This window comes from Streptomyces sp. NPDC024017 (assembly GCF_040638895.1).
Taxonomy (GTDB): domain Bacteria; phylum Actinomycetota; class Actinomycetes; order Streptomycetales; family Streptomycetaceae; genus Streptomyces.
This window is the reverse complement of record NZ_JBEZYZ010000001.1, coordinates 212,127-230,397: the sequence shown is the minus strand read 5'-3', so window position 1 is coordinate 230,397 and position 18,271 is coordinate 212,127. Positions and strand designations below refer to the sequence as shown.

Genomic DNA, 18,271 nt, shown 5'->3' with positions numbered 1-18,271 from the left:
CGCGGAGTAGCCCACGTTAGGTGCGCCTAATTGATGCTTGCAAGTTCAACATTTGGCCACGGCTTTGCCTCCCGTTGGGGCTCGATTCCGGGCCCAGCCGCACGTAGAACGGCTCTCGCCACCGCATCCGCGTCCGAAAGCGTGACCGAATCCACCCCTGGGCGAGCTCCCGCGGCGGTCACCCAGTGCACGCCTTCTGTCGGCACGCCGAACGCGAACCGCCTTGTGTGTGCAACACCTTGACGACCCATCAGATGATAGGGGCGCGCCGTGACATCCAAACCCCCTGTCTCATAACCGTCGACGGTGTGCGGGCGGCACTGCCCACTCCGCAGCAGGCCGGCCAGGAGCGCGTCGGCGGTGTGCCGCAGGTCGGGTTCCGGCAGGCGGGCCTCTATGAGGGTTCTCACACGGACGGCCGAACCCGGCACGTCGGGGGAGTGCGCGGCCCAGGCCCCGTCCTCGTCCGTCACCCGCAGCCGCGGTCCGAGCACCCGCACCACACCCGCCTCCATCAGGGCCGCGAGTTCCTCGATGCGGCGTCGCGGCGGACCGATGGACAGGAACGCGTTGAGCGGGGTGTACCAGCGGTCCAGGTGGGCCCGGCGGGAGGCGCCCGCGAGACCGCCGTGGTCCACGATGAGCCGGAGTTCGTTGCGCAGGTCGCGCAGCACGTCCAGGGCCGCCTTCAGCGGGCCGTGCACATTGCCCAGGGCCGCCTGCGCGGCGTCCTCGCGCAGATACGACAGCAGCCAGTCGCGCCACTCGCCGGGATGGGCGAAGTCCCGTCCGGCGTACGGGCGGGAGATCCGCTCCCAGCACCAGCGGTCCGCGTCCGGCACCCCGAACTCGTCCAGCAGCGGCGCCTCCAGGGCGTCGCCGTGCGGGACGGCGAGGAAGCGGTCGGCGAACTCCCGCTCCCGCCCGGCGGAGGCCCCGGCCCGCCGGATCAGCGCGCCGTAGTAGACCGTCTCCACCTCCTTCGCCACCAACGGCCATATCTCCGTGAGGAAATCGGGCGCCTCCCCGGAGTCCGCGCGCTTGCGGAACCCGGCGATCACCTCCGGGGTGAGGGCGAGCGGGACGTGCCGCCCGTACGGCCCCTTCGCGTTGTCGCCGCGCGCCTGGTACGGCACGCCGCGCCGCGAACCGGCGAAGAGTCGCGGCTCACGGCCGGAGGGGAGGTAACGAAGGCCGCCGGCGTCCCGTACGAAACGGCCGCCACGGCCGGTCGTCAGCAGGGCCGTGTGGTCGAAGAAGTTGAGGCCGAGGCCGCGCAGCAGGACGGGCTCGCCCGGGGGGATCGAGGACAGGTCGACGTCGGCCGGGTTGGCGGGCGGGACGTGGGTCAGGCCGTGCCGCGCGGCGTGGGCCGCCAGCCGCAGCCGGTCCGGGTCGGCGGTCCTCGGCAGGTGCCCCTGGGCCAGGACCACCGCGGACAGACCCGTCAAGGTGCGGCCGTCGTCGAGGGTGAGGGCCTGGCGGTCCCCGGGGGTGTCGTCGAGCCGTATCGCGCGGGCCCGGTGCGTCTCGACCCGTACGGCCGGCGGCGCGTGCCGTACGACCTCGGCGAACACCCACTCCAGGTAGCGGCCGTAGTCGGCCCGGGTCGGGTACTCGTCCGGGCCCAGCCTGCCGCCCGCCCACTCGTGCAGGCTCGGGCCCGGGCGGATCGGGCCCGAGCAGTCCACGCTGTCGTCGGTGAACAGAGTCACCTGGCAAGCCACGGTGTTCATCAGCAGCTCGGGCGACTGGGCGGTGCGCCAGACGCGGCCGGGGCCCGGCGGGTCCGGATCGATCACATGCACCGTCAGCCGGGCACCGGGTGGGAGGAGTTCCGGGGCGGAGGCACACAGACGTTCCAGGACGCTGGTGCCGCGCGGTCCGGCGCCGACCACGGCGACCGAGACGCTCGCGGGTCTCGCGGCCGGTCCGAGACCCTCGGCCGGTACGGATTCCTCGGTTACCTCGGGCGACGCAGACAAGGGTGGAACTCCCGGGCGTGTGGGGCGCGTGTCGGCGGTCCGCCGGGCAGGAAGCGGACGGTCCGCCTCATCATGCCGTCGCCGGGAGCGGTAACCGAGTTTCGTGGGGAAGGATTGACGGTCGCTGTGGGATGCCTCACTAGCATCACGGGGCATCCCGGAACGCAGCGGCGGCAAACGGGCGGAACGGGAAGGTTACGGGGCAAGTTCGGAGTCCAGGAGGGTCGTCAGGCGTGGCCCCGTTCCCTTGCGGGCCTTGGCGTGCTCCAGGCGCAGGCGGGCCGAGCGGCCGCGCATGGTCAGCGTCATGAGCTGGTTGCCGAACCAGGGGCCGCCCGTCTTGCGCCATCCGACCGGCGGGTCGGGGAGGCGGGCGTGCCGTGCGAGGCCGCGGCCGAGGCCCCGCGCCATCGCGCTCCAGCCGATGCGGAAGGCCAGCCGCATCGACAGCGGCACGGAGTTGTGGACGGGGGAGCAGACGAGCTGCACCACCCGGGCGTCCGGGCCCGGGCCGGCCCATGAGGGCTCGGCGATGTAGGCGTGGTGCACATCCCCGGACAGCACGCACACCGTCGCCGGCGCGTCCCGCCCCGAGCCCGCCTCGGCGATCAGCTCCGCCAGCCCCGCGAAGGACTCGGGGAACGCCGACCAGTGCTCCAGGTCGGCGGCGCGCCGCACCTTCTCCCCGAACCGCGCCCAGCGGGCGCCCCGTTCGCCGCCGCACAGGGCCGCGTTCCACCCCTCGGCGTCGTGCACCAGGTGCGGCAGCAGCCAGGGCAGCGAGGTGCCGATCAGCAGGTGGTCGTACGCCCCGGGCGTGTCCAGCACCTGCTCGCGCAGCCAGGCTTCCTCGCCCGGGTCGAGCATCGCGCGCTCGTCCTCGGCGAGGACCCGGGCGGCCCGGCTGTCCACCATCACCAGGCGTACGCGCCCGAAGTCGCGCCGGTAGCTCCAGCGGGCCGTGGCCGCGTCGGCGTCGGCCCGGGCGGCGAAGGAGCGCAGCACATCGGTGCCGTCGGGGGTCTCGCGGACCGCCTCGTACACCGCGTCGGCCGCCAGCTCCTCGAGGGACAGGTTGCCCAGGTGCTGGTGGACCCAGTACGACATCAGGCCGCTCAGCAGCCGCTCCTGCCACCAGTCGGTGGAGCGCATGTCGGTGAGCCAGGCGGCGGAGGTGTTCCAGTCGTCGATGACGTCGTGGTCGTCGAAGATCATGAAACTGGGCACGGTGGACAGCAGCCAGCGGATGCGCGGGTCGAGCCACGACTCGTAGTAGAGGTGCGTGTATTCCTCGTAGTCCGCGACCCCGTTGCCCGGCCCTTCCTTCAGGTCGCGGCGGCCCGCCAGCCAGCGCTGTGTGGAGTCGGAGGTCTCGTCGGCGTACACCTGGTCGCCGAGCAGCAGCAGCACGTGCGGCCGCTCGCCCTCGGGGTCGGCCGCGAGGCGGGTGGCGAGGGCGTCCAGGGCGTCCGGGCCGACGGGGTCGTCGCCGCCCGCCGGCGGAGAGGCCCAGCGGCAGGAGCCGAAGGCGACGTTGAAGTCGCCGTCCGGGCCCGGCGCGTGGATCGCCGAGGGCGGGAAGGGGGAGCCGGGCAGCGGCCACACCCGGGTGCCGTCGAGGAGCACCTCGTACGTCGTGGTCGTACCGGCCGTGAGGCCGGTCACCGGGACCAGCGCGTAGTGGTGGCCCGCGATCTGGAAGCTGCGGGCCGTGCCGCCGGCGCCGTCGGCGCAGCGCACCTCGGCGGTGCACGGACGGCTCGTCTCGACCCACACGGTCGCGGACGAGCCGTCGGTGTACCTCAGCAGCGGTCCGAGGCGCAGTGCGCTCATGTCGTTCCCCTCTCCGTCGCCCCGTACGGTACGGAACGACGGAGGCCGGCGGGGAGCTCCCGACACGAAATGCGCGTGTCAGCAGCTCGCGAGGTAGTTCTGGAGCGCGGACTTCTCGGCCGAGTCGACCGAGAGGCCGTAGTAGTACTTCACCTGCACCCAGGCGCGGACGTAGGTGCAGCGGTACGCCGTCCGGGAGGGCATCCAGGTGGCGGGGTCCTGGTCGCCCTTGGCCTGGTTGACGTTGTCGGTGACCGCGATGAGCTGCGGGCGGGTCAGGTCGTTGGCGAAGGACTGGCGGCGGGACGTCGTCCAGGAGTCGGCACCGGAGTCCCAGGCCTCGGCGAGCGGGACCAGGTGGTCGATGTCGACGTCGGAGGCGGCGGTCCAGGTGGCGCCCTCGTAGACGGAGTACCAGCTGCCGCTGGTGGCGGCGCAGGAGGAGTCCTGCTGGACGTTGGTGCCGTCGCGCTTGAGGACGACCTCGCGGGTGTTGCAGGCGCCGGACTGGGTGATCCAGTGCGGGAAGAGGTCGCGGTTGTAGCCGGTGCGGTCCTCGGTCGCCACGGTGAGCGAGACGAGGTAGGAGCGGGCGGTGGCGCCGCTGACGGGGGTGGGCAGGGCGGCGGAGGCCGTGGGGGCGTTGAAGAGGGCCACGGAGGATATGAGCGCGGTGGCCGCCGCGGCCAAGCTCAGCCGTCGACGCGCGTAGAACCTGGGCATGCGAACTCCCGGGGGAGAGGGGGGTGTTGGCTAGCGAGCAGGGGAATGCTCGCGGTGCCGTGTTGCGCACAGGTGTGCGCCCGGTGAGAAGTTAGTGACGCGGTCATGACATGACAAGGTTCGAGACGGAACTTTTCACTTCAGGCGCGTCCCGTACCATGGACGGCGCAGAAGGGGAGTAGCTCTTCGCCGGACCGTCGACATACTGCTCAGCCCGCCTGAGCCGGCGCCCGGAGGCCGGTCCTTTCGTGGACCTGCCAGCGAGACCTTCGGCAAAGCAGTGCACGCCCGTGCCCCCTGGTGCGGGTGCCGAGTGCGCTGCCGTGCCGAGGTGTCGTGCGTGAAGGTCCAGCACTCTCGGTGGGGCAGCCCCGACCGATTGAGGAACCCTTGATCAGCCTGACCGTGACCGCCGTCGTCTTCGGTGTCGTCTTCCTCGCAGAACTGCCGGACAAGACCGCCCTCGCCGGTCTCGTCCTCGGCACCCGCTACCGAGCCTCCTACGTCTTCGCCGGTGTCGCCGCCGCCTTCGCGCTGCATGTCGCGCTCGCCGTCGCGGCCGGCAGCGTGCTGACGCTGCTGCCGCAGCAGATCGTGCAGGCCCTCACGGGTGTGCTCTTCCTCGGCGGGGCCGCGGTGCTGCTGCTGAAGAAGGGCGAGGACGAGGAGGAGGTCCGGCGGCCGGAGAACCAGTCCTTCTGGAAGGTCTCGGGCGCCGGCTTCATGCTCATCCTGGTCGCCGAGTTCGGCGATCTCACCCAGATCATGACCGCGAACCTGGCCGCCCGCTACGACGACCCGCTCTCCGTCGGGCTGGGGGCGGTGCTCGCGCTGTGGGCCGTGGCCGGGCTCGGCATCGTCGGCGGCAAGGCGCTGATGAAGAAGGTGCCGCTGCGGCTGATCACGCAGATCGCGGCCCTGGTCATGCTGGCGCTCGGGGTGTGGAGCCTGTGGGAGGCCGTGACCGGATGAGCCGGGCGGGCTGAACAGTGGGTGAACGTCCGGCGGGGCCCCCTGGCGCGAAGCCGGGATTGTTTTGTACCGTGGAGAAACAAAGTGGCCTCCGCCCGTTTTCCCTGACCGGCGGGCGGGGCCGCCTTGTCCTCCGGGGCGTGCCGGTCGCGATCCGTCGTCCGCCCCTCTCCCGCGCTGGAACGCGCCCCGAGCCTTGGAGCTGCCGATGACGGCCACCGCCGTGCTCACCGCCCGCGCCCTCCTGCTGGACATGGACGGCACCCTCGTCAACTCGGACGCCTCGGTCGAACGCGTCTGGCGGCGCTGGGCCGAGCGTCACGGACTCGACGGGGACGAGGTCATGAAGGTCGTCCACGGCCGGCAGGGCTACGCCTCCATGGCGCTGCTGCTGCCCGACCGGCCGATGGAGCAGAACTACGCCGACAACGCCCGGATGCTCGCCGACGAGACGGCCGACACCGACGGTGTCGTCGCGATCCCCGGGGCGCCGGAGTTCCTGGCCTCGCTGCGGGGGCTGCCGCACGCGCTGGTGACCTCCGCCGACGTGCCGCTCTCGACGGCGCGGATGGCGGCGGCCGGTCTGGAACTGCCCGAGGTGCGGGTGACCGCGGAGTCCGTCGGGGCGAGCAAGCCCGACCCGGAGGGCTTCCTGAAGGGCGCCGCCGAGTTGGGGATCGCCCCCGCGGACTGTGTGGTGTTCGAGGACTCCGGAGCCGGGATAGCGGCCGGGCGCGCCGCCGGGATGACGGTCGTCGGGATCGGGCCCCGGGCCGCGGCCCACGAGCCGGACGTGGTGGTGGAGGACCTCACGAAGGTGCGCGTGGAGGCCGTGGGCGACGGGACGATCCGCCTGCACATCGGCTGACCCCCGGCCGCCTGGGTCACCGGGGCGGCGAGGGTGCGCGCGTCATGCGGGCGTCGACGACGCGTGCGTCACGTGGGCGTCGACGACGCGTGCGTCACGTGGACGTCGACGACGCGCGCGTCACATGGGCGGCGATGATGCGCGCGCACTCCAGGGACTCGGTGTGCGTCGTGTCCACCTCCACGTCGTAACTCACGCCCTCGTGCACGACCTCGGCCTGTGACACGGCCATGCCGCGCACCCGGTCTCCCCGGGCGATCTCGCGGCCCGCGGCGACCGTGCTGTCACACCGGACGCCGACCCACAGCACGCTGAGGCCGGACAGGGCCTTCTCCCATCGCTGCCGGGACGCCGGGCCGCCGAGGAAGACGTCGTCGACGATGACCCCGGCGCCGGCGCGCGCCATGGCGGCGATGCCCTCGGTCCAGGCCGCGTCCAGGGCCCGGAACTCCGCGCCCACGCTGACGCCGCCGTCCCCCGTGAACGTGATCCCGCCGTCCGAGTCCCGCAGCCTCGCGGGCAGCGCCTCGACGAACGAGTCGACGCCGTAGGCCAGCCACGGATCGGGAAGGACCTGCTGCAGGCACCGGACGATCCCGGACTTCCCCGAGCTCGAACCGCCGTTGAGAACGATCACTTGAGTGGTCACGGCGTCACAGTAGGGCGGCCGGGCCTGTCACGGCTCCCGGGTTTCCGACTCCAGCTTCGCCCGCGTCTCCGGGTCGTAGACGCCGAGGTCGTCGACCTGGATGCCGCGTGACCACTGGTAGGTGCGGACCGCTTCTTCGACCCGGTCGTCGAAGGTGCCGTCGGTGTCGTCGTCGTACAGGTACAACTGGCGCAGGCGGAGCTGGAGTTCGGTGACCTCCGGGCCGCGGTCGCCGAGGCGCAGGACGGAGGGGCCGCCGTTCTGGCGGGAGTTGTCCGGGGGTGCCTGGCCGGGGCCGGTCGCCGTGGCGGACGTCTTCGGTGCCGACGGGGAGGGCGACTGCGACGGGCTCGCCGAGGCGCTCGGTGCGGACGGCGACGGCGAAGCGGACGGGCTCCCGCTGCGGGACGGCGACGGCCTCGGTGCGGCCGGGGCCGGGGGAGCCGCCGAGGCGCGGCCCTCCGGGGGTGTGGACGCCGGGCTGCTCGACGGGGCGTCCGGCACGCTCGCGCGGATGTCGTCCGGCAGGGCGGTGTCCCGGGACGGACTCTCGTAGGAGAACAGCCCGCTCGCGTACCCCGCCGCCGCGACGACGGCGACACAGGCTCCGGCGGCGGCGACCAGGAGGGTCCGGCGCCGTCGCCCGGACCTCCGCGCGCCGGACCCGCCCGCTGCCGGCGCGCCCCGGTCCGCCCCCGCCGTGCCGTCGAACATGCGCAGATCGGTGACGCTCGGCTCGGTCGCGGCGGGAGCCAGGGGCGCCGGAAGCGCCGCGGTGACGGGGGCGGCGGCCGGCAGGACGGCGGTCGCGTCCGGGTCCACGGGGCGCAGGGGCATCGTGGCGTCGGCAGGGGAGGGCGGCCGGGCGGCACGGGGGGCTTCGGCGTGCGGGAGACTGCCGACACGGTCCGCGGCGGCGGCCGGGCCCGGTGTGGCTTCGGCCGGAGACTGAGACGGCGTTCCGCTGCTGTCCGTCGCGGCCCGACCCGGTGTGCCTTCGGCTGCGGACCCGGGGCCCTGGGGCCGGGGTGCGTCTGCGGAACCGTTTCCCGGCAGCCGGGGTCCGGCCCCGTACGCGGGTGTGGCGCCATGGCCCGTTGCGGCTGGACCCTGCGTGCCGTCGGCCGTCTGCCCGGGGCCCTGGGCTCGCGTTGCCTCTGCAGAACCGTTTCCCGGCGGCCGGGGGGCGTCTCCGTACGGAAGGGCGGCGGTGTTGTCCGCTGCGGCTCGGCCTCGTGCGCCCTCGGACCTCGCACCGGGGTCCTGTCCGGGTGATGCTTCCGCCGGGCCGCTACCGGGTCGTAGGGCGGCGTCGTCCAGGGCATGCGGGGTGGGCTCGACCGCGTCGGCCGAGGGGGCCGTACCCCCGCCCGGACCGCCGGAGGCCCGGGCGTCGATCTCCACGTACGGGCGGATCCGCAGCGGGTCGAAGTCCTCCGCTGCCGCCGCCTGGGCCGTGCGGGCGTCGCGGAGGGCCTCGGAGGCGCGGTGGGTGCAGGCGCAGGCGGGGGTGTTGTCCCGCTGTCTGGGTGCGCCGCACTCCGGGCACGGGTGGCCGTTAGGCGGTTCCACGCGTTCCTCCCTCCCCTCGCGAACTCCAGAGATTATCCAGATCTTCTCCACAGTGTGGTCGAGGAGCCCCCGGAACCACAGCTTCCAAAAGGGCCCAGCGGGCCATAACAGGCCACAGCGGTCACGATGGAAAATGTCACAGGAGACACGGGAGGTCTCATGGCCGGGGACGGGAACGCCATCACACTGACGCCTCAGGGCACGGACCCCCATGAGCAGGTGCGCGGGAACGTCCTGGTCTCCATCGGCGCCCTGCTCCTCGGCATGCTGCTCGCCGCCCTCGACCAGACCATCGTGTCGACCGCGCTGCCCACGATCGTCAGCGATCTCGGCGGTCTGGATCACCTGTCCTGGGTGGTCACCGCGTATCTGCTGGCCGCGACCGCCGCCACCCCCCTGTGGGGCAAGCTCGGCGACCAGTACGGACGCAAACGGCTGTTCCAGACAGCCATCGTGATCTTCCTGATCGGGTCCGCGCTGTGCGGCGCCGCGCAGGACATGGCTCAGCTGATCGCCTTCCGGGCCCTGCAGGGCCTCGGCGGCGGCGGGCTGATCGTGCTGTCGATGGCGATCGTCGGCGATCTGGTGCCCCCTCGCGAACGCGGCCGCTACCAGGGGCTGTTCGGGGCCGTGTTCGGCGCCACCAGCGTGCTCGGACCGCTGCTCGGCGGGGTGTTCACCCAGCATCTGAGCTGGCGCTGGGTGTTCTACGTCAACCTGCCCGTCGGCGTCGTCGCGCTCGCCGTGATCGCGACCGTCCTGCACATCCCGCGCAAGGCGCAACGGCACGTCATCGACTACCTCGGCACCTTCCTCATCGCCGCCGTCGCCACCTGCCTGGTGCTGGTCGCCTCGCTCGGCGGGACGACCTGGTCATGGGGGTCCTGGCAGATCGTCGGCCTCGCGGTCCTGGGCGTCGTCCTCGCCGTCGCCTTCGTGGCCGTCGAACGCCGGGCCGCCGAGCCCGTCCTGCCGCTCAAGCTGTTCCGCGTGCGCACCTTCACGCTCGCCGCCGTGATCAGTTTCGTCGTCGGGTTCGCCATGTTCGGCGCCATGACGTATCTGCCGACCTTCCTCCAGGTCGTGCAGGGCATCAGCCCGACCATGTCCGGTGTGCACATGCTGCCGATGGTGCTGGGCCTGCTGCTGGCCTCGACGGCCTCCGGGCAGATCGTCAGCCGGACCGGCCGCTGGAAGGTGTTCCCCATCGCCGGCACCGGCATCACCACGCTCGGGCTGCTCCTGCTCCACCAGCTCGACGAGCGCAGCTCCACCGCCGAGCTGAGCGGCTTCTTCTTCGTCTTCGGGCTCGGTCTCGGCCTGGTGATGCAGGTCCTGGTGCTCATCGTGCAGAACGCCGTCCCCTACGAGGACCTGGGCGTCGCCACCTCCGGCGCCACCTTCTTCCGCTCCATCGGCGCCTCGTTCGGCGTGGCCGTCTTCGGCACGATCTTCGCGGGCCGGCTCGGCGAGCAGCTCACGGACGCCTTCCGGGGCTCCCGGCTCCCGCCCGGCGTCTCCGTGGACTCGCTGGAGGCCGACCCGCGCGGCATCGCCGCCCTGCCGCCCGGCCTGCGCCCGCCCGCCCTGCACGCCTACGCCGTCTCCATCACGGACGTCTTCCTGTACGCCGCCCCCGTCGCGCTGCTCGGCTTCGTGGTGGCCTGGTTCCTGAAGGAGGACCGGCTGCGCGGCTCGGTCACCGCGCCCGACGTCACCGAGACCCTCGCCAGCAACCCCGTCGAGCGGTCCTCGTACGACGAGGTGTGCCGGGCGCTGTCGGTGCTCGGCACCCGGGCGGGGCGGCGCGAGATCTACCGCCGGATCACCGCCCGGGCGGGCTACGACCTGCTGCCCGCGACGAGCTGGCTGCTGCTGCGGATGCGGCGCTACGGCTCCGTGGAGCCGGGCGTGCTCGCCGACGTCATGCCCGTGCCCCTGACCGTGGTCATGGAGGCCGCCCGGCAGGCCGAGGAGCGCCGTCTCGCCGTGCGCCGGGGCGTCGACATGGTCCTGACCGACGAGGGACGCGAGGTCGCCGACCGGCTGGCCGAGGCACGCGAGGAGTCCCTCGCCGAGCTGCTCGGCGACTGGTGGGGGCCGGACCGGCCGACCGACCTGGTGCGGCTCGTGCGGGAGCTGAGCGGCGAAATGTGCGGATCGCGGCGCGAGCGGCCGTACAGCGTGCGCTCCACGGAGAGGGCCTGAGTTCAGGCCAGCTCCTTGCTGAACCAGTGTTCCGCGTACTGCTCGTCGTTGTGCGGCCTGGTCTCCGTGTAGCCGAGGCGGGCGTAGAGGCCGCGGGCCTCGACGAGGTCGCCGCGGGTGTCAAGGATCATCCGGGTGGCGCCGAGCGCGCGTGCGGTGTCCTCGGCGGCCCGGACCAGCAGCGGGGCGCCGCCCCGGCCGCGCATCGGCTCGTGCAGGAACACCCGCTTGAGCTCGGCGGTGGTGCCGTCCAGCAGCCGTACGCCCGCGGTGCCGGCCGGCTCACCGCCGTACCGGGCGACCAGCAGCCGGCCACGCGGGGGCGCGAGGTCGGTGCCCGGCTGCGCGGCGATCTCCCGCTCCAGCTCGGCCGGGTCGGTCCGGCGCCCCTCGTGCAGCAGGTACCAGCGGTCGCTGACCTCGGTGTAGTACGCCCGCCACAGAGCGGCGGCGACGGGCGAGTCGTACGGCTCCGGGGCCACGGTCCAGGTCATGAACCGCATTCTTCGCAGGCGCCCCATCGGTCACGCAAGCGAATAGTTCCGGCCGGGTGTTCGCGCCCCGGTGCGCCCGGAAGCCGTTTGGGAACGGGCTTCGGGGCTACCCGACGGGCGAACCGGCTCGCGAGGAGAGCCGGTTGGGCCGAGAACCCGGAAGGCATTCATGTCCACTGGCCTGATCATTGCCCTGATCGTGATCGCGGCGGTCGTCATCATCGCGGCCGTCATGACCCTGCGCGCCCGCGGGCCTCGGCGGGGCCCGAGCCTGAAGCGGCGCTTCGGACCCGAGTACGACCGGGCCGTCGCCCGCCACGACGGTGACGCCAAAGCGGCCGAGCGCGAACTGACCGAGCGCGTGCAGCGCCACGGCGACCTGCGCGAGCGGTCGCTGGAGCCGGCACAGCGCGAGCAGTACGAGGCGCGCTGGACGGCCGCACAGGAGCGGTTCGTCGACTCGCCGCGCGAGGCTGTCGCCGAGGCGGACCGGCTGCTCGCCGAGCTCGCCGGGGTCCGGGGCTTCCCGGACGGCGGGCAGTACGAGGAACAGCTGGCCGCGCTGTCCGTGCACCACGCCCACCACGTGGACGGCTACCGGCGCGTGCACCGCGCGGCGCATCTGCGCGCGGAGGACGCCCGCGACGGCGGCCAGGGTACGGAAGACATGCGTGAGGCCATGGTGGCGGCCCGCGCCCTGTTCGAGGAGCTGGTGAAGCCGGCCCGCCACGACGGCGGCGGCCACACCCGCGGACGGCACGAGGAGGGACGGCACGACGGACGCGACCGTGCCGGACTGAACGGCGGCCGCAAGGCCGCGGCCCGCGGCGGGCACATGCCGTGGGCGATCAACCGACGTCAGGCGAAGGAGAGTTGAGGCAATGACCGACATGACCCGACCGCCCGGCGACCACACGCCGGCCGCCCCGGACGCCCGCGGTGAGAGCGCCCTGGGCACCGGCCACCGCCCGACCGCACCGGGCACGGACCACGACACGGCCCGAGGCCTGGAAACGGACCGCGGCACCCCGCACGGCGCGGACGCGGACCGCGGCACCACCCGCGGCGCGGACGCCGACCTCGGCGCCCGGCACGGCACCGACGCGGACCGCGCCGCGGCGCACGGGACCGATGTGCCCGGCACCGACCGGCTCGGCACCGACGCACCCCGCGGCGACCACGGCTCCGGCCCGGACAAGGCCGGCTCCGTGAAGCACCGGTCCCACCTCCTCGCCCACGACGACTCCGACAAGCTCGGCTCGCAGTTGCAGCACGCCGTCGCCGGGTTCGTCGACGGGCCCCGGGCCGCCGTCGAGGAGGCCGACCACGTGCTGGAGGAGATCGCGGCCCGCTTCACCGAGGCCGTGACACAGCGCCGTCGCACCCTGCGGCACTCCTGGCAGTCCGTCGAGGGCGGCGAGAGCAGGTCCGTCTCGTCGGCCGACACCGAGCAGCTCCGGCTGGCCCTGAAGGACTACCGCGAGCTGGCCGAACGGCTGTTGCACGTCTGACCCGGGAGGAATCCCCCGGTCACCGATCCGCCCGGCGCTCCCGCCACTGCCGTACGACGTCCTCGACGTCGTACGGCTTCTTTCCCAGCGGGGGGCCGGGCGGCGGCTTGAACATCATGTCGCGGATCTTGTCGTTGATCTCGCCGATGATCTTCCGGACGATCCGCTCCGAGGGGGCCGCGAGCGCGGCCTCCAGCGCGTCCTCCGCCTCCTTGCGCAGGGCCAGCGCCGGCGGGAGGACGGAGAAGCCCTCCCGGGCCATCTTCCGCTTGACCCACCACAGTTCGTCGTAGGTGCTCTCGACGTCGTGGGGGAGCGGTTCGCCCGCACCCGGCAGCCGATCGAACTCCCCGCGCGCCTCCGCGTCACGGATCTGCCTGTCGACCCAGGACTCGAAGTCGACGCCTGGTGGCTTCCGCTCGGTCATGAGGCCATTGTGCCGGACACCGCGCAGCCTGGCGTTCTATCATGCGGCGGTCTACCAGGACGTCTCAGAAGGAGCGCACGTGCTCGAACTCACCATGGCCACCGTCGCGGAGGCGGAGGCGGGCGCCACGGCCGGCATGCTCATGGCCGAAGCGCCCAGCGAGCCGGGCGCGGTGCTGCGGGTGGGCCGCGACAAGTCCGTGTGCCGGCTGAGCACGCCGGACGACTGGCTGTTCGTCTCCCGGGTCCACCTGGAGTTCCTGTGCGGTCCGGAGGGGACCTGGCAGGTCACCTGGCTGCGCGGTTCCCAGCCCGACCCGTCCTCCGAAGTGAGGCTGACGATGGGGGAGTACGCCCAGCCGCTCGCCTACGGCGGCACCGTCCCGCTGCCCAGGGGCGGCAGCGGCGAGATCATCATCCAGGACCGCACCGCCCCGCGCAGCGTCAACGTGGGCTTCTACCACGAGGTGTGACAGCGAGGCCTCACGCCAGCACGCGCGCCAGCGCGAACCCGTCGTAGCCCTTCATGCCCACCGTCTGGATCGCCGTGCCGCTCAGCCTCGGATGGCCGGCGATCAGCTCGATCGCGGTGCGGGTGCCCGTCACGTCCGGGGCGGTGCTGTCCGCGTCGACGACCCGGCCGCCCCGGACGACGTTGTCGAGGACGATCAGGCTGCCCGTGCTGGTGAGCTTGATCGCCCACTCCACGTAGTGCGGGTTGTTGGCCTTGTCGGCGTCGATGAAGACCAGGTCGAACGGGGGCGGGTTCTCGTCGGCCAGCTTGGGCAGCGACTCCAGGGCCGGGCCCACCCGCACCTCGACCAGCTTGTCCAGGCCGGCGCGGGCGATGTTGCGGACGGCGACCTCGGCGTGCCGGGGGTCGTACTCCAGGGAGACCAGGTGCCCGTCGGCGGGCAGGGCGCGGCCCAGCCAGATGGTGCTGTAGCCGCCGAGCGTGCCGATCTCCAGGATGTGGCGGGCGCCCTGGATCTGGGCGAGGAGCTGGAGGAGCTTGCCCTGGTTTCCGGCGACGTTGATGTGCGGAAGCCCGGCGGCGTCGCTGTCGCGCAGGGCGGCCGCCAGGGCTTCGTCGTCCGGGGCGAGGTGGGCGGTGAAGTAGGTGTCGACCTCGTCCCAGACGTGCGACTCGCTCATGCACCTCTACCTTTCGTCAGCATAGTTAGCATCCCTAACTACTGGCGCTGACGAAGATAGTTGGTGCGCGGGTCGCTGTCAGCGGGATTTCACCCGGCGTGTCGGCCCGCCACCGAGGGCGCCGAGCCGGGCAGCGGGCGCCCCGCCGACTCCGTCATGCGCCACACCGCGAAACCGCCGATCACGGCCGCGGCCATCATGTAGTACGCGGGCATCATCATGTCCCCGGTCGCGCCGATCAGGGCCGTGACCACCAGCGGGGTCGTGCCGCCGAACAGGGACACCGAGACGTTGAAGCCGATCGACAGCGAGCCGTAGCGGACCTTCGTCGGGAACAGCGCCGGCAGCGCCGAGGGCATCGCCGCCGTGAAGCAGACCAGCAGCAGCCCGAGGGCGCCCATGCCGAGCGCGACCGCGAGCAGGCTGCCCTCGCGGATCAGCAGCAGGGCCGGGACGGACAGCAGCAGGAAGCCCGCGCAGCCGGTGGCGATCACCGGGCGGCGGCCGACACGGTCGGTCAGCGCGCCGACGAACGGCTGGGCGATCATCATCACGGCCATCACGCCGAGGACGACCAGCAGGCCGTGCGTCTCGTCGTAGTGGAGCTGACCGGTCAGGTAGCTCGGCATGTACGACAGCAGCATGTAGTCGGTGACGTTGAAGACCAGCACCAGGCCGACGCAGAGCAGCAGCGCGCGCCACTGGCCGGTGACCATCTCGCGCAGCGGCGTCTTCGGGCGGTTGTTCTCGGCCTTCTCCGCCTCGGCCGCGAACGCCGGGGTCTCCTCCAGGCGCAGCCGCAGGTAGAGGCCGATGATGCCCATCGGGCCCGCGATCAGGAACGGGATGCGCCAGCCCCAGGAGGTCAGGTCGTCGGCGGAGAGCAGGGCGGTCATGATCGTGACCAGGCCCGCGCCGGCGATGTAGCCGGCGAGCGTGCCGAACTCCAGCCAGCTGCCGAGGAAGCCACGCCGCTTGTCGGGGGCGTACTCGGCGATGAACGTGGAGGCGCCCGCGTACTCACCGCCGGTGGAGAAGCCCTGCACCAGACGGGCCACCAGGAGCAGGATCGGCGCGCCGACACCGATCGTCGCGTACGACGGGATCAGACCGATCGCGAAGGTGCCCGCCGCCATCATGATCATGGTGAGGGCGAGGACCTTCTGGCGGCCGACGCGGTCGCCGAGCGGGCCGAAGACCATGCCGCCGAGGGGGCGGACCAGGAAGGCCGCGGCGAAGGCGCCGAACGTGGACAGCAGCTGGGCGGTGGGGTTGCCCGAGGGGAAGAAGACCTTGCCCAGCGTGACCGCGATGTAGCTGTAGACGCCGAAGTCGAACCATTCCATCGCGTTGCCCAGCGCGGCCGCCTTCACGGCGCGCCTGACGAGCGCGGGGTCGGTGACGGTGGGGTCGGGGGTCTTCGCCGTGCGGTTCTTCGCGAGGGACGCGGGGGCGACGACTGAGGCAGTCGACAAGACTCGCTCGCCTACCTTTCGACGGGGACAGGGACGCGGTCCCGCGCGGCGGCGCTGTCGTACGGGCCGAAAGGCGACGATAGGCGGATTTGCCCCGCTCACGGGCGGTACGCAATTCGCTGCACACTGCACGTAAATCGTTGCTGTGCAGGCGCTTCTGCCCAGGCCGCGGCGGTTCCCACGCGATCTTCATGTGATCCTTCTCGCGTCACGAGAGGCAACCACGCGCCTCGCGCACTATCGTCAACCGGACGAAGGGGGCATAACGGGTAGAAGGTCGACGACGCGTGGCGAATGCGGAGCGCAGCGGACGGCCGGCGGAAGCCTTCGGAGCGACAGCCGGTGGCAGGACCCGCACACCCTCCCCCACGCCCCTGCGCATGGCCTGTCTCGCGCTGTGGCTGATCGTCGCCGCCCTCGCCGCACGACAGGTGACCGTCGTCCTCGGCACGCCGAGGGGCGAGCGGCTGACGGACCTGGAGACCTGGGTCGGGCCGAACGGCGTCCTGCATGTGAACGGCTCGCTGTACGACTCGACCCGCTTCACGGGCACGCCCTTCGGCGGGCTCGCCCTCAAGCCCCTCACCCGTTCGGCCGAACAGGCCCTCGGCTGGGGCTGGACCTTCGGCACGCTGCTGCTCGTCGTCGCGCTCGGCCTGATCGCCGCCCGCGCCCTGCCTCCGCCGGTCAGCCGCCGCACGGCACTGCTGGCGGCGCCGGTCGCCGTCAGCCTGCTGATGCTGTCCCTGCCCGTCCGCAACACCCTGTGGCTCGGCCAGACCAGCATCATCCCGGTCCTGCTCGTCCTGCTCGGCTGCTTCGCCGCCCGCGGCCAGCGCACCAGCGGCCTGCTCATCGGCGTCGCGGCGGCGCTCCAGCCCACCCTGCTGCTGTTCACGCCCTTGCTGTGGTGCACCGGCCGCAGACGCGCCGCACTCGCCACCGGCGTCACCTTCGCCGCCTGCACCGGCCTCGCCTGGGCGGCGATGCCGCACGACTCCCACCGCTACTGGGTGCACCACATGGCCGGCGTCGGCCTCGGCGGCCCGGCCGACGGCCTCGCCAACCAGTCCCTGCACGGCGCCCTGCTCCGGCTCGGCCTGAACGGCCCCCTGGAGGTCGCGCTCCTCCTGTCGCTCGGCGCGGCCGTCGCGGTCCTGGCGCTGCGCCGGGCCGTGCGCTGCTTCCGGGACGGCCAACTGCTGCTCGCCGTCGCGATCACCGGCTGCGCCGCGATCGTCGTCTCGCCCACGGCCTGGCAGCACCAGTTGCTGTGGGTGCTGCTCACGGTCGTCGGCCGGGTCGGCAGACGGGCCTCGGACCGGTACGTGTGGCCGGTCGCCGTCGTCGTGGTCATGACCTTGCCGGCCAAGATGATCCTGCCGAACATGGCGTCCCTGAACCCCGTGCGGGACAACGTCGTCCTGCTGGCCGCGCTCGCCGCCGCCACCGCCGTGCCGTTCCTTTCCCGCACCTCGCCGTACTACCGGGCACCGCTGCCGATCGCCTACGCGCCCGCCGCCCCGGCACGCTTCCGGCACGTGCCGCCGTGGCCGGCCCTGCGCCGGGTCCTCACCCGTCCCCACCTCCTCCTGGAGCTGCTCCTCCTACGGATCACCTACGCCGCCTACTCCCAGGTCCGGCTCGCGGCCACCGGCGGCAGCAACTCGGCCGGGCGCGCCGAGGCCGAGGAGCACGGCATGCAGATCTACGACCTTGAGCGCACCCTGCGGCTCGACATCGAGCGCTGGGTCAACCACACCGTCGTCGGGATCGGCTGGCTGCGGGACGTCCTGGATCACTACTACACGTCGTTCCACTTCCTCGTCCCGCTGACCGTCCTCGCGGTCCTCTACTGGCGCCGCCCGGGCGACTACCGCTGGGCCCGCTCCGCCCTCGGCTTCGCCACCCTGCTCGCCCTGGTGGGCTTCTGGCTCTACCCCCTGGCCCCACCCCGGCTGATGCCGGCGCTCGGCTTCATCGACACCGTGCACGGCACACAGGACTTCTCCCAGCCCGACTACGGCACGCTCACCGCGCTCACCAACCAGTACGCGGCCATGCCGTCCCTGCACTTCGGCTGGTCGCTCTGGTGCGGTGTCGTGATCGCCGTCCTGGCATCACGGTGGTGGACGAAGGCCCTGGGCCTGCTGCATCCGCTGCTCACCGCCCTCTCGATCGTCGCGACGGCGAACCACTGGGTGCTGGACGCGGCCGGGGGAGCGGTGGTGGTGGCGGCGGGGTTCGGGCTCACGTACCTGCTGTCCGGCCCCCGGGCCGCCACCGCCGCGGCGGCCGAGCGGGAACGCGCCCCGACCCGAAAGACCGTACGTGGGTAACGAGTTGACGCCCGAGATGCAACCTCGGTGAGGGCCGCGCACGATGAGAGGAAGGGCACCC

16 protein-coding genes are annotated in these 18,271 nt (G+C 72.6%); 7 read left to right on the top strand and 9 right to left on the bottom strand.

Annotation, left to right across the window (positions count from 1 at the left end; all coding sequences use genetic code 11):
* Positions 1 to 26: 26 nt before the first annotated feature.
* From AB0G20_RS01090 to AB0G20_RS01080, 3 genes are all read right to left on the bottom strand, one after another.
* On the bottom strand, positions 27 to 1,898 hold the full coding sequence (locus tag AB0G20_RS01090) for an FAD/NAD(P)-binding protein (protein WP_361295746.1): 1,872 nt from the start codon (positions 1,896 to 1,898) through the stop codon (positions 27 to 29).
* A 282-nt stretch (positions 1,899 to 2,180) separates the two neighbouring features.
* Positions 2,181 to 3,818, bottom strand: a complete 1,638-nt coding sequence (locus AB0G20_RS01085) for an alkaline phosphatase D family protein (RefSeq protein ID WP_361293872.1) — start codon at positions 3,816 to 3,818, stop codon at positions 2,181 to 2,183.
* Positions 3,819 to 3,896: 78 nt separating this feature from the next.
* Positions 3,897 to 4,541 carry an HNH endonuclease family protein gene (locus AB0G20_RS01080; RefSeq protein WP_361293869.1) on the bottom strand — a complete coding sequence of 215 codons (645 nt, stop codon included), beginning with the start codon at positions 4,539 to 4,541 and terminating at the stop codon, positions 3,897 to 3,899.
* A gap of 390 nt (positions 4,542 to 4,931) precedes the next feature.
* On the opposite strand from AB0G20_RS01080, the gene AB0G20_RS01075 reads away from it, so the two are divergent.
* Both AB0G20_RS01075 and AB0G20_RS01070 read left to right on the top strand, forming a co-directional pair.
* On the top strand, positions 4,932 to 5,513 hold the full coding sequence (locus tag AB0G20_RS01075) for a TMEM165/GDT1 family protein (protein WP_031131378.1): 582 nt from the start codon (positions 4,932 to 4,934) through the stop codon (positions 5,511 to 5,513).
* 208 nt (positions 5,514 to 5,721) lie between these two features.
* The gene (locus AB0G20_RS01070; protein ID WP_361293866.1) at positions 5,722 to 6,381 is read left to right on the top strand and encodes an HAD-IA family hydrolase; all 660 of its coding nucleotides are present in this window, start codon (positions 5,722 to 5,724) and stop codon (positions 6,379 to 6,381) included.
* Positions 6,382 to 6,475: 94 nt separating this feature from the next.
* On the opposite strand, the gene cpt is transcribed toward AB0G20_RS01070, so the two are convergent.
* Positions 6,476 to 7,030: a chloramphenicol phosphotransferase CPT gene (gene cpt, locus AB0G20_RS01065; protein WP_361293863.1), complete on the bottom strand. Its 555-nt coding sequence runs from the start codon at positions 7,028 to 7,030 to the stop codon at positions 6,476 to 6,478.
* 27 nt (positions 7,031 to 7,057) lie between these two features.
* Positions 7,058 to 7,867: a peptidoglycan-binding protein gene (locus AB0G20_RS01060; RefSeq protein ID WP_361293860.1), complete on the bottom strand. Its 810-nt coding sequence runs from the start codon at positions 7,865 to 7,867 to the stop codon at positions 7,058 to 7,060.
* A gap of 894 nt (positions 7,868 to 8,761) precedes the next feature.
* On the opposite strand from AB0G20_RS01060, the gene AB0G20_RS01055 reads away from it, so the two are divergent.
* Entirely contained in the window at positions 8,762 to 10,810 is a 2,049-nt protein-coding gene (locus AB0G20_RS01055) for an MDR family MFS transporter (protein WP_361293857.1), read from the top strand.
* Positions 10,811 to 10,812: 2 nt separating this feature from the next.
* Here AB0G20_RS01055 and AB0G20_RS01050 read toward each other — a convergent pair whose 3' ends face one another.
* The gene (locus AB0G20_RS01050; protein WP_361293854.1) at positions 10,813 to 11,304 is read right to left on the bottom strand and encodes a GNAT family N-acetyltransferase; all 492 of its coding nucleotides are present in this window, start codon (positions 11,302 to 11,304) and stop codon (positions 10,813 to 10,815) included.
* Between the two features lie 169 nt (positions 11,305 to 11,473).
* On the opposite strand from AB0G20_RS01050, the gene AB0G20_RS01045 reads away from it, so the two are divergent.
* Together AB0G20_RS01045 and AB0G20_RS01040 are read left to right on the top strand one after the other, a co-directional pair.
* Positions 11,474 to 12,181: a hypothetical protein gene (locus AB0G20_RS01045; RefSeq protein ID WP_361293851.1), complete on the top strand. Its 708-nt coding sequence runs from the start codon at positions 11,474 to 11,476 to the stop codon at positions 12,179 to 12,181.
* Between the two features lie 4 nt (positions 12,182 to 12,185).
* Entirely contained in the window at positions 12,186 to 12,815 is a 630-nt protein-coding gene (locus AB0G20_RS01040) for a hypothetical protein (RefSeq protein ID WP_361293848.1), read from the top strand.
* A gap of 19 nt (positions 12,816 to 12,834) precedes the next feature.
* Here AB0G20_RS01040 and AB0G20_RS01035 read toward each other — a convergent pair whose 3' ends face one another.
* Positions 12,835 to 13,242 (bottom strand): DUF1992 domain-containing protein, encoded by a 408-nt coding sequence (locus AB0G20_RS01035; protein WP_361293845.1) that lies wholly within the window; start codon positions 13,240 to 13,242, stop codon positions 12,835 to 12,837.
* Between the two features lie 79 nt (positions 13,243 to 13,321).
* Here AB0G20_RS01035 and AB0G20_RS01030 point away from each other — a divergent pair, with 79 nt between their 5' ends.
* Positions 13,322 to 13,714, top strand: a complete 393-nt coding sequence (locus AB0G20_RS01030; protein WP_361293842.1) for a hypothetical protein — start codon at positions 13,322 to 13,324, stop codon at positions 13,712 to 13,714.
* A gap of 10 nt (positions 13,715 to 13,724) precedes the next feature.
* Here the strand turns inward: AB0G20_RS01030 and AB0G20_RS01025 are convergent, their stop codons facing one another.
* Both AB0G20_RS01025 and proP read right to left on the bottom strand, forming a co-directional pair.
* Positions 13,725 to 14,396 carry an O-methyltransferase gene (locus tag AB0G20_RS01025; protein WP_361293839.1) on the bottom strand — a complete coding sequence of 224 codons (672 nt, stop codon included), beginning with the start codon at positions 14,394 to 14,396 and terminating at the stop codon, positions 13,725 to 13,727.
* Between the two features lie 89 nt (positions 14,397 to 14,485).
* Complete coding sequence (gene proP, locus AB0G20_RS01020) at positions 14,486 to 15,871, bottom strand: glycine betaine/L-proline transporter ProP (RefSeq protein WP_361293836.1); 1,386 nt, start codon at positions 15,869 to 15,871, stop codon at positions 14,486 to 14,488.
* A gap of 287 nt (positions 15,872 to 16,158) precedes the next feature.
* Between proP and AB0G20_RS01015 the strand changes: the two genes are divergently transcribed.
* On the top strand, positions 16,159 to 18,210 hold the full coding sequence (locus tag AB0G20_RS01015) for a phosphatase PAP2 family protein (protein ID WP_361293834.1): 2,052 nt from the start codon (positions 16,159 to 16,161) through the stop codon (positions 18,208 to 18,210).
* Positions 18,211 to 18,271 lie beyond the last annotated feature (61 nt).

What these genes read in the sequence shown, in the direction of transcription:
- AB0G20_RS01085 (WP_361293872.1), bottom strand. Translation starts at nt 3,818, where the DNA reads ATGAGCGCACTGCGCCTCGGACCGCTGCTGAGGTACACCGACGGCTCG.
- AB0G20_RS01080 (WP_361293869.1), bottom strand. Translation starts at nt 4,541, where the DNA reads ATGCCCAGGTTCTACGCGCGTCGACGGCTGAGCTTGGCCGCGGCGGCC.
- AB0G20_RS01070 (WP_361293866.1), top strand. Translation starts at nt 5,722, where the DNA reads ATGACGGCCACCGCCGTGCTCACCGCCCGCGCCCTCCTGCTGGACATG.
- AB0G20_RS01060 (WP_361293860.1), bottom strand. Translation starts at nt 7,867, where the DNA reads ATGCCCCTGCGCCCCGTGGACCCGGACGCGACCGCCGTCCTGCCGGCC.
- AB0G20_RS01055 (WP_361293857.1), top strand. Translation starts at nt 8,762, where the DNA reads ATGGCCGGGGACGGGAACGCCATCACACTGACGCCTCAGGGCACGGAC.
- AB0G20_RS01050 (WP_361293854.1), bottom strand. Translation starts at nt 11,304, where the DNA reads ATGACCTGGACCGTGGCCCCGGAGCCGTACGACTCGCCCGTCGCCGCC.
- AB0G20_RS01045 (WP_361293851.1), top strand. Translation starts at nt 11,474, where the DNA reads ATGTCCACTGGCCTGATCATTGCCCTGATCGTGATCGCGGCGGTCGTC.
- AB0G20_RS01040 (WP_361293848.1), top strand. Translation starts at nt 12,186, where the DNA reads ATGACCGACATGACCCGACCGCCCGGCGACCACACGCCGGCCGCCCCG.
- AB0G20_RS01035 (WP_361293845.1), bottom strand. Translation starts at nt 13,242, where the DNA reads ATGACCGAGCGGAAGCCACCAGGCGTCGACTTCGAGTCCTGGGTCGAC.
- AB0G20_RS01025 (WP_361293839.1), bottom strand. Translation starts at nt 14,396, where the DNA reads ATGAGCGAGTCGCACGTCTGGGACGAGGTCGACACCTACTTCACCGCC.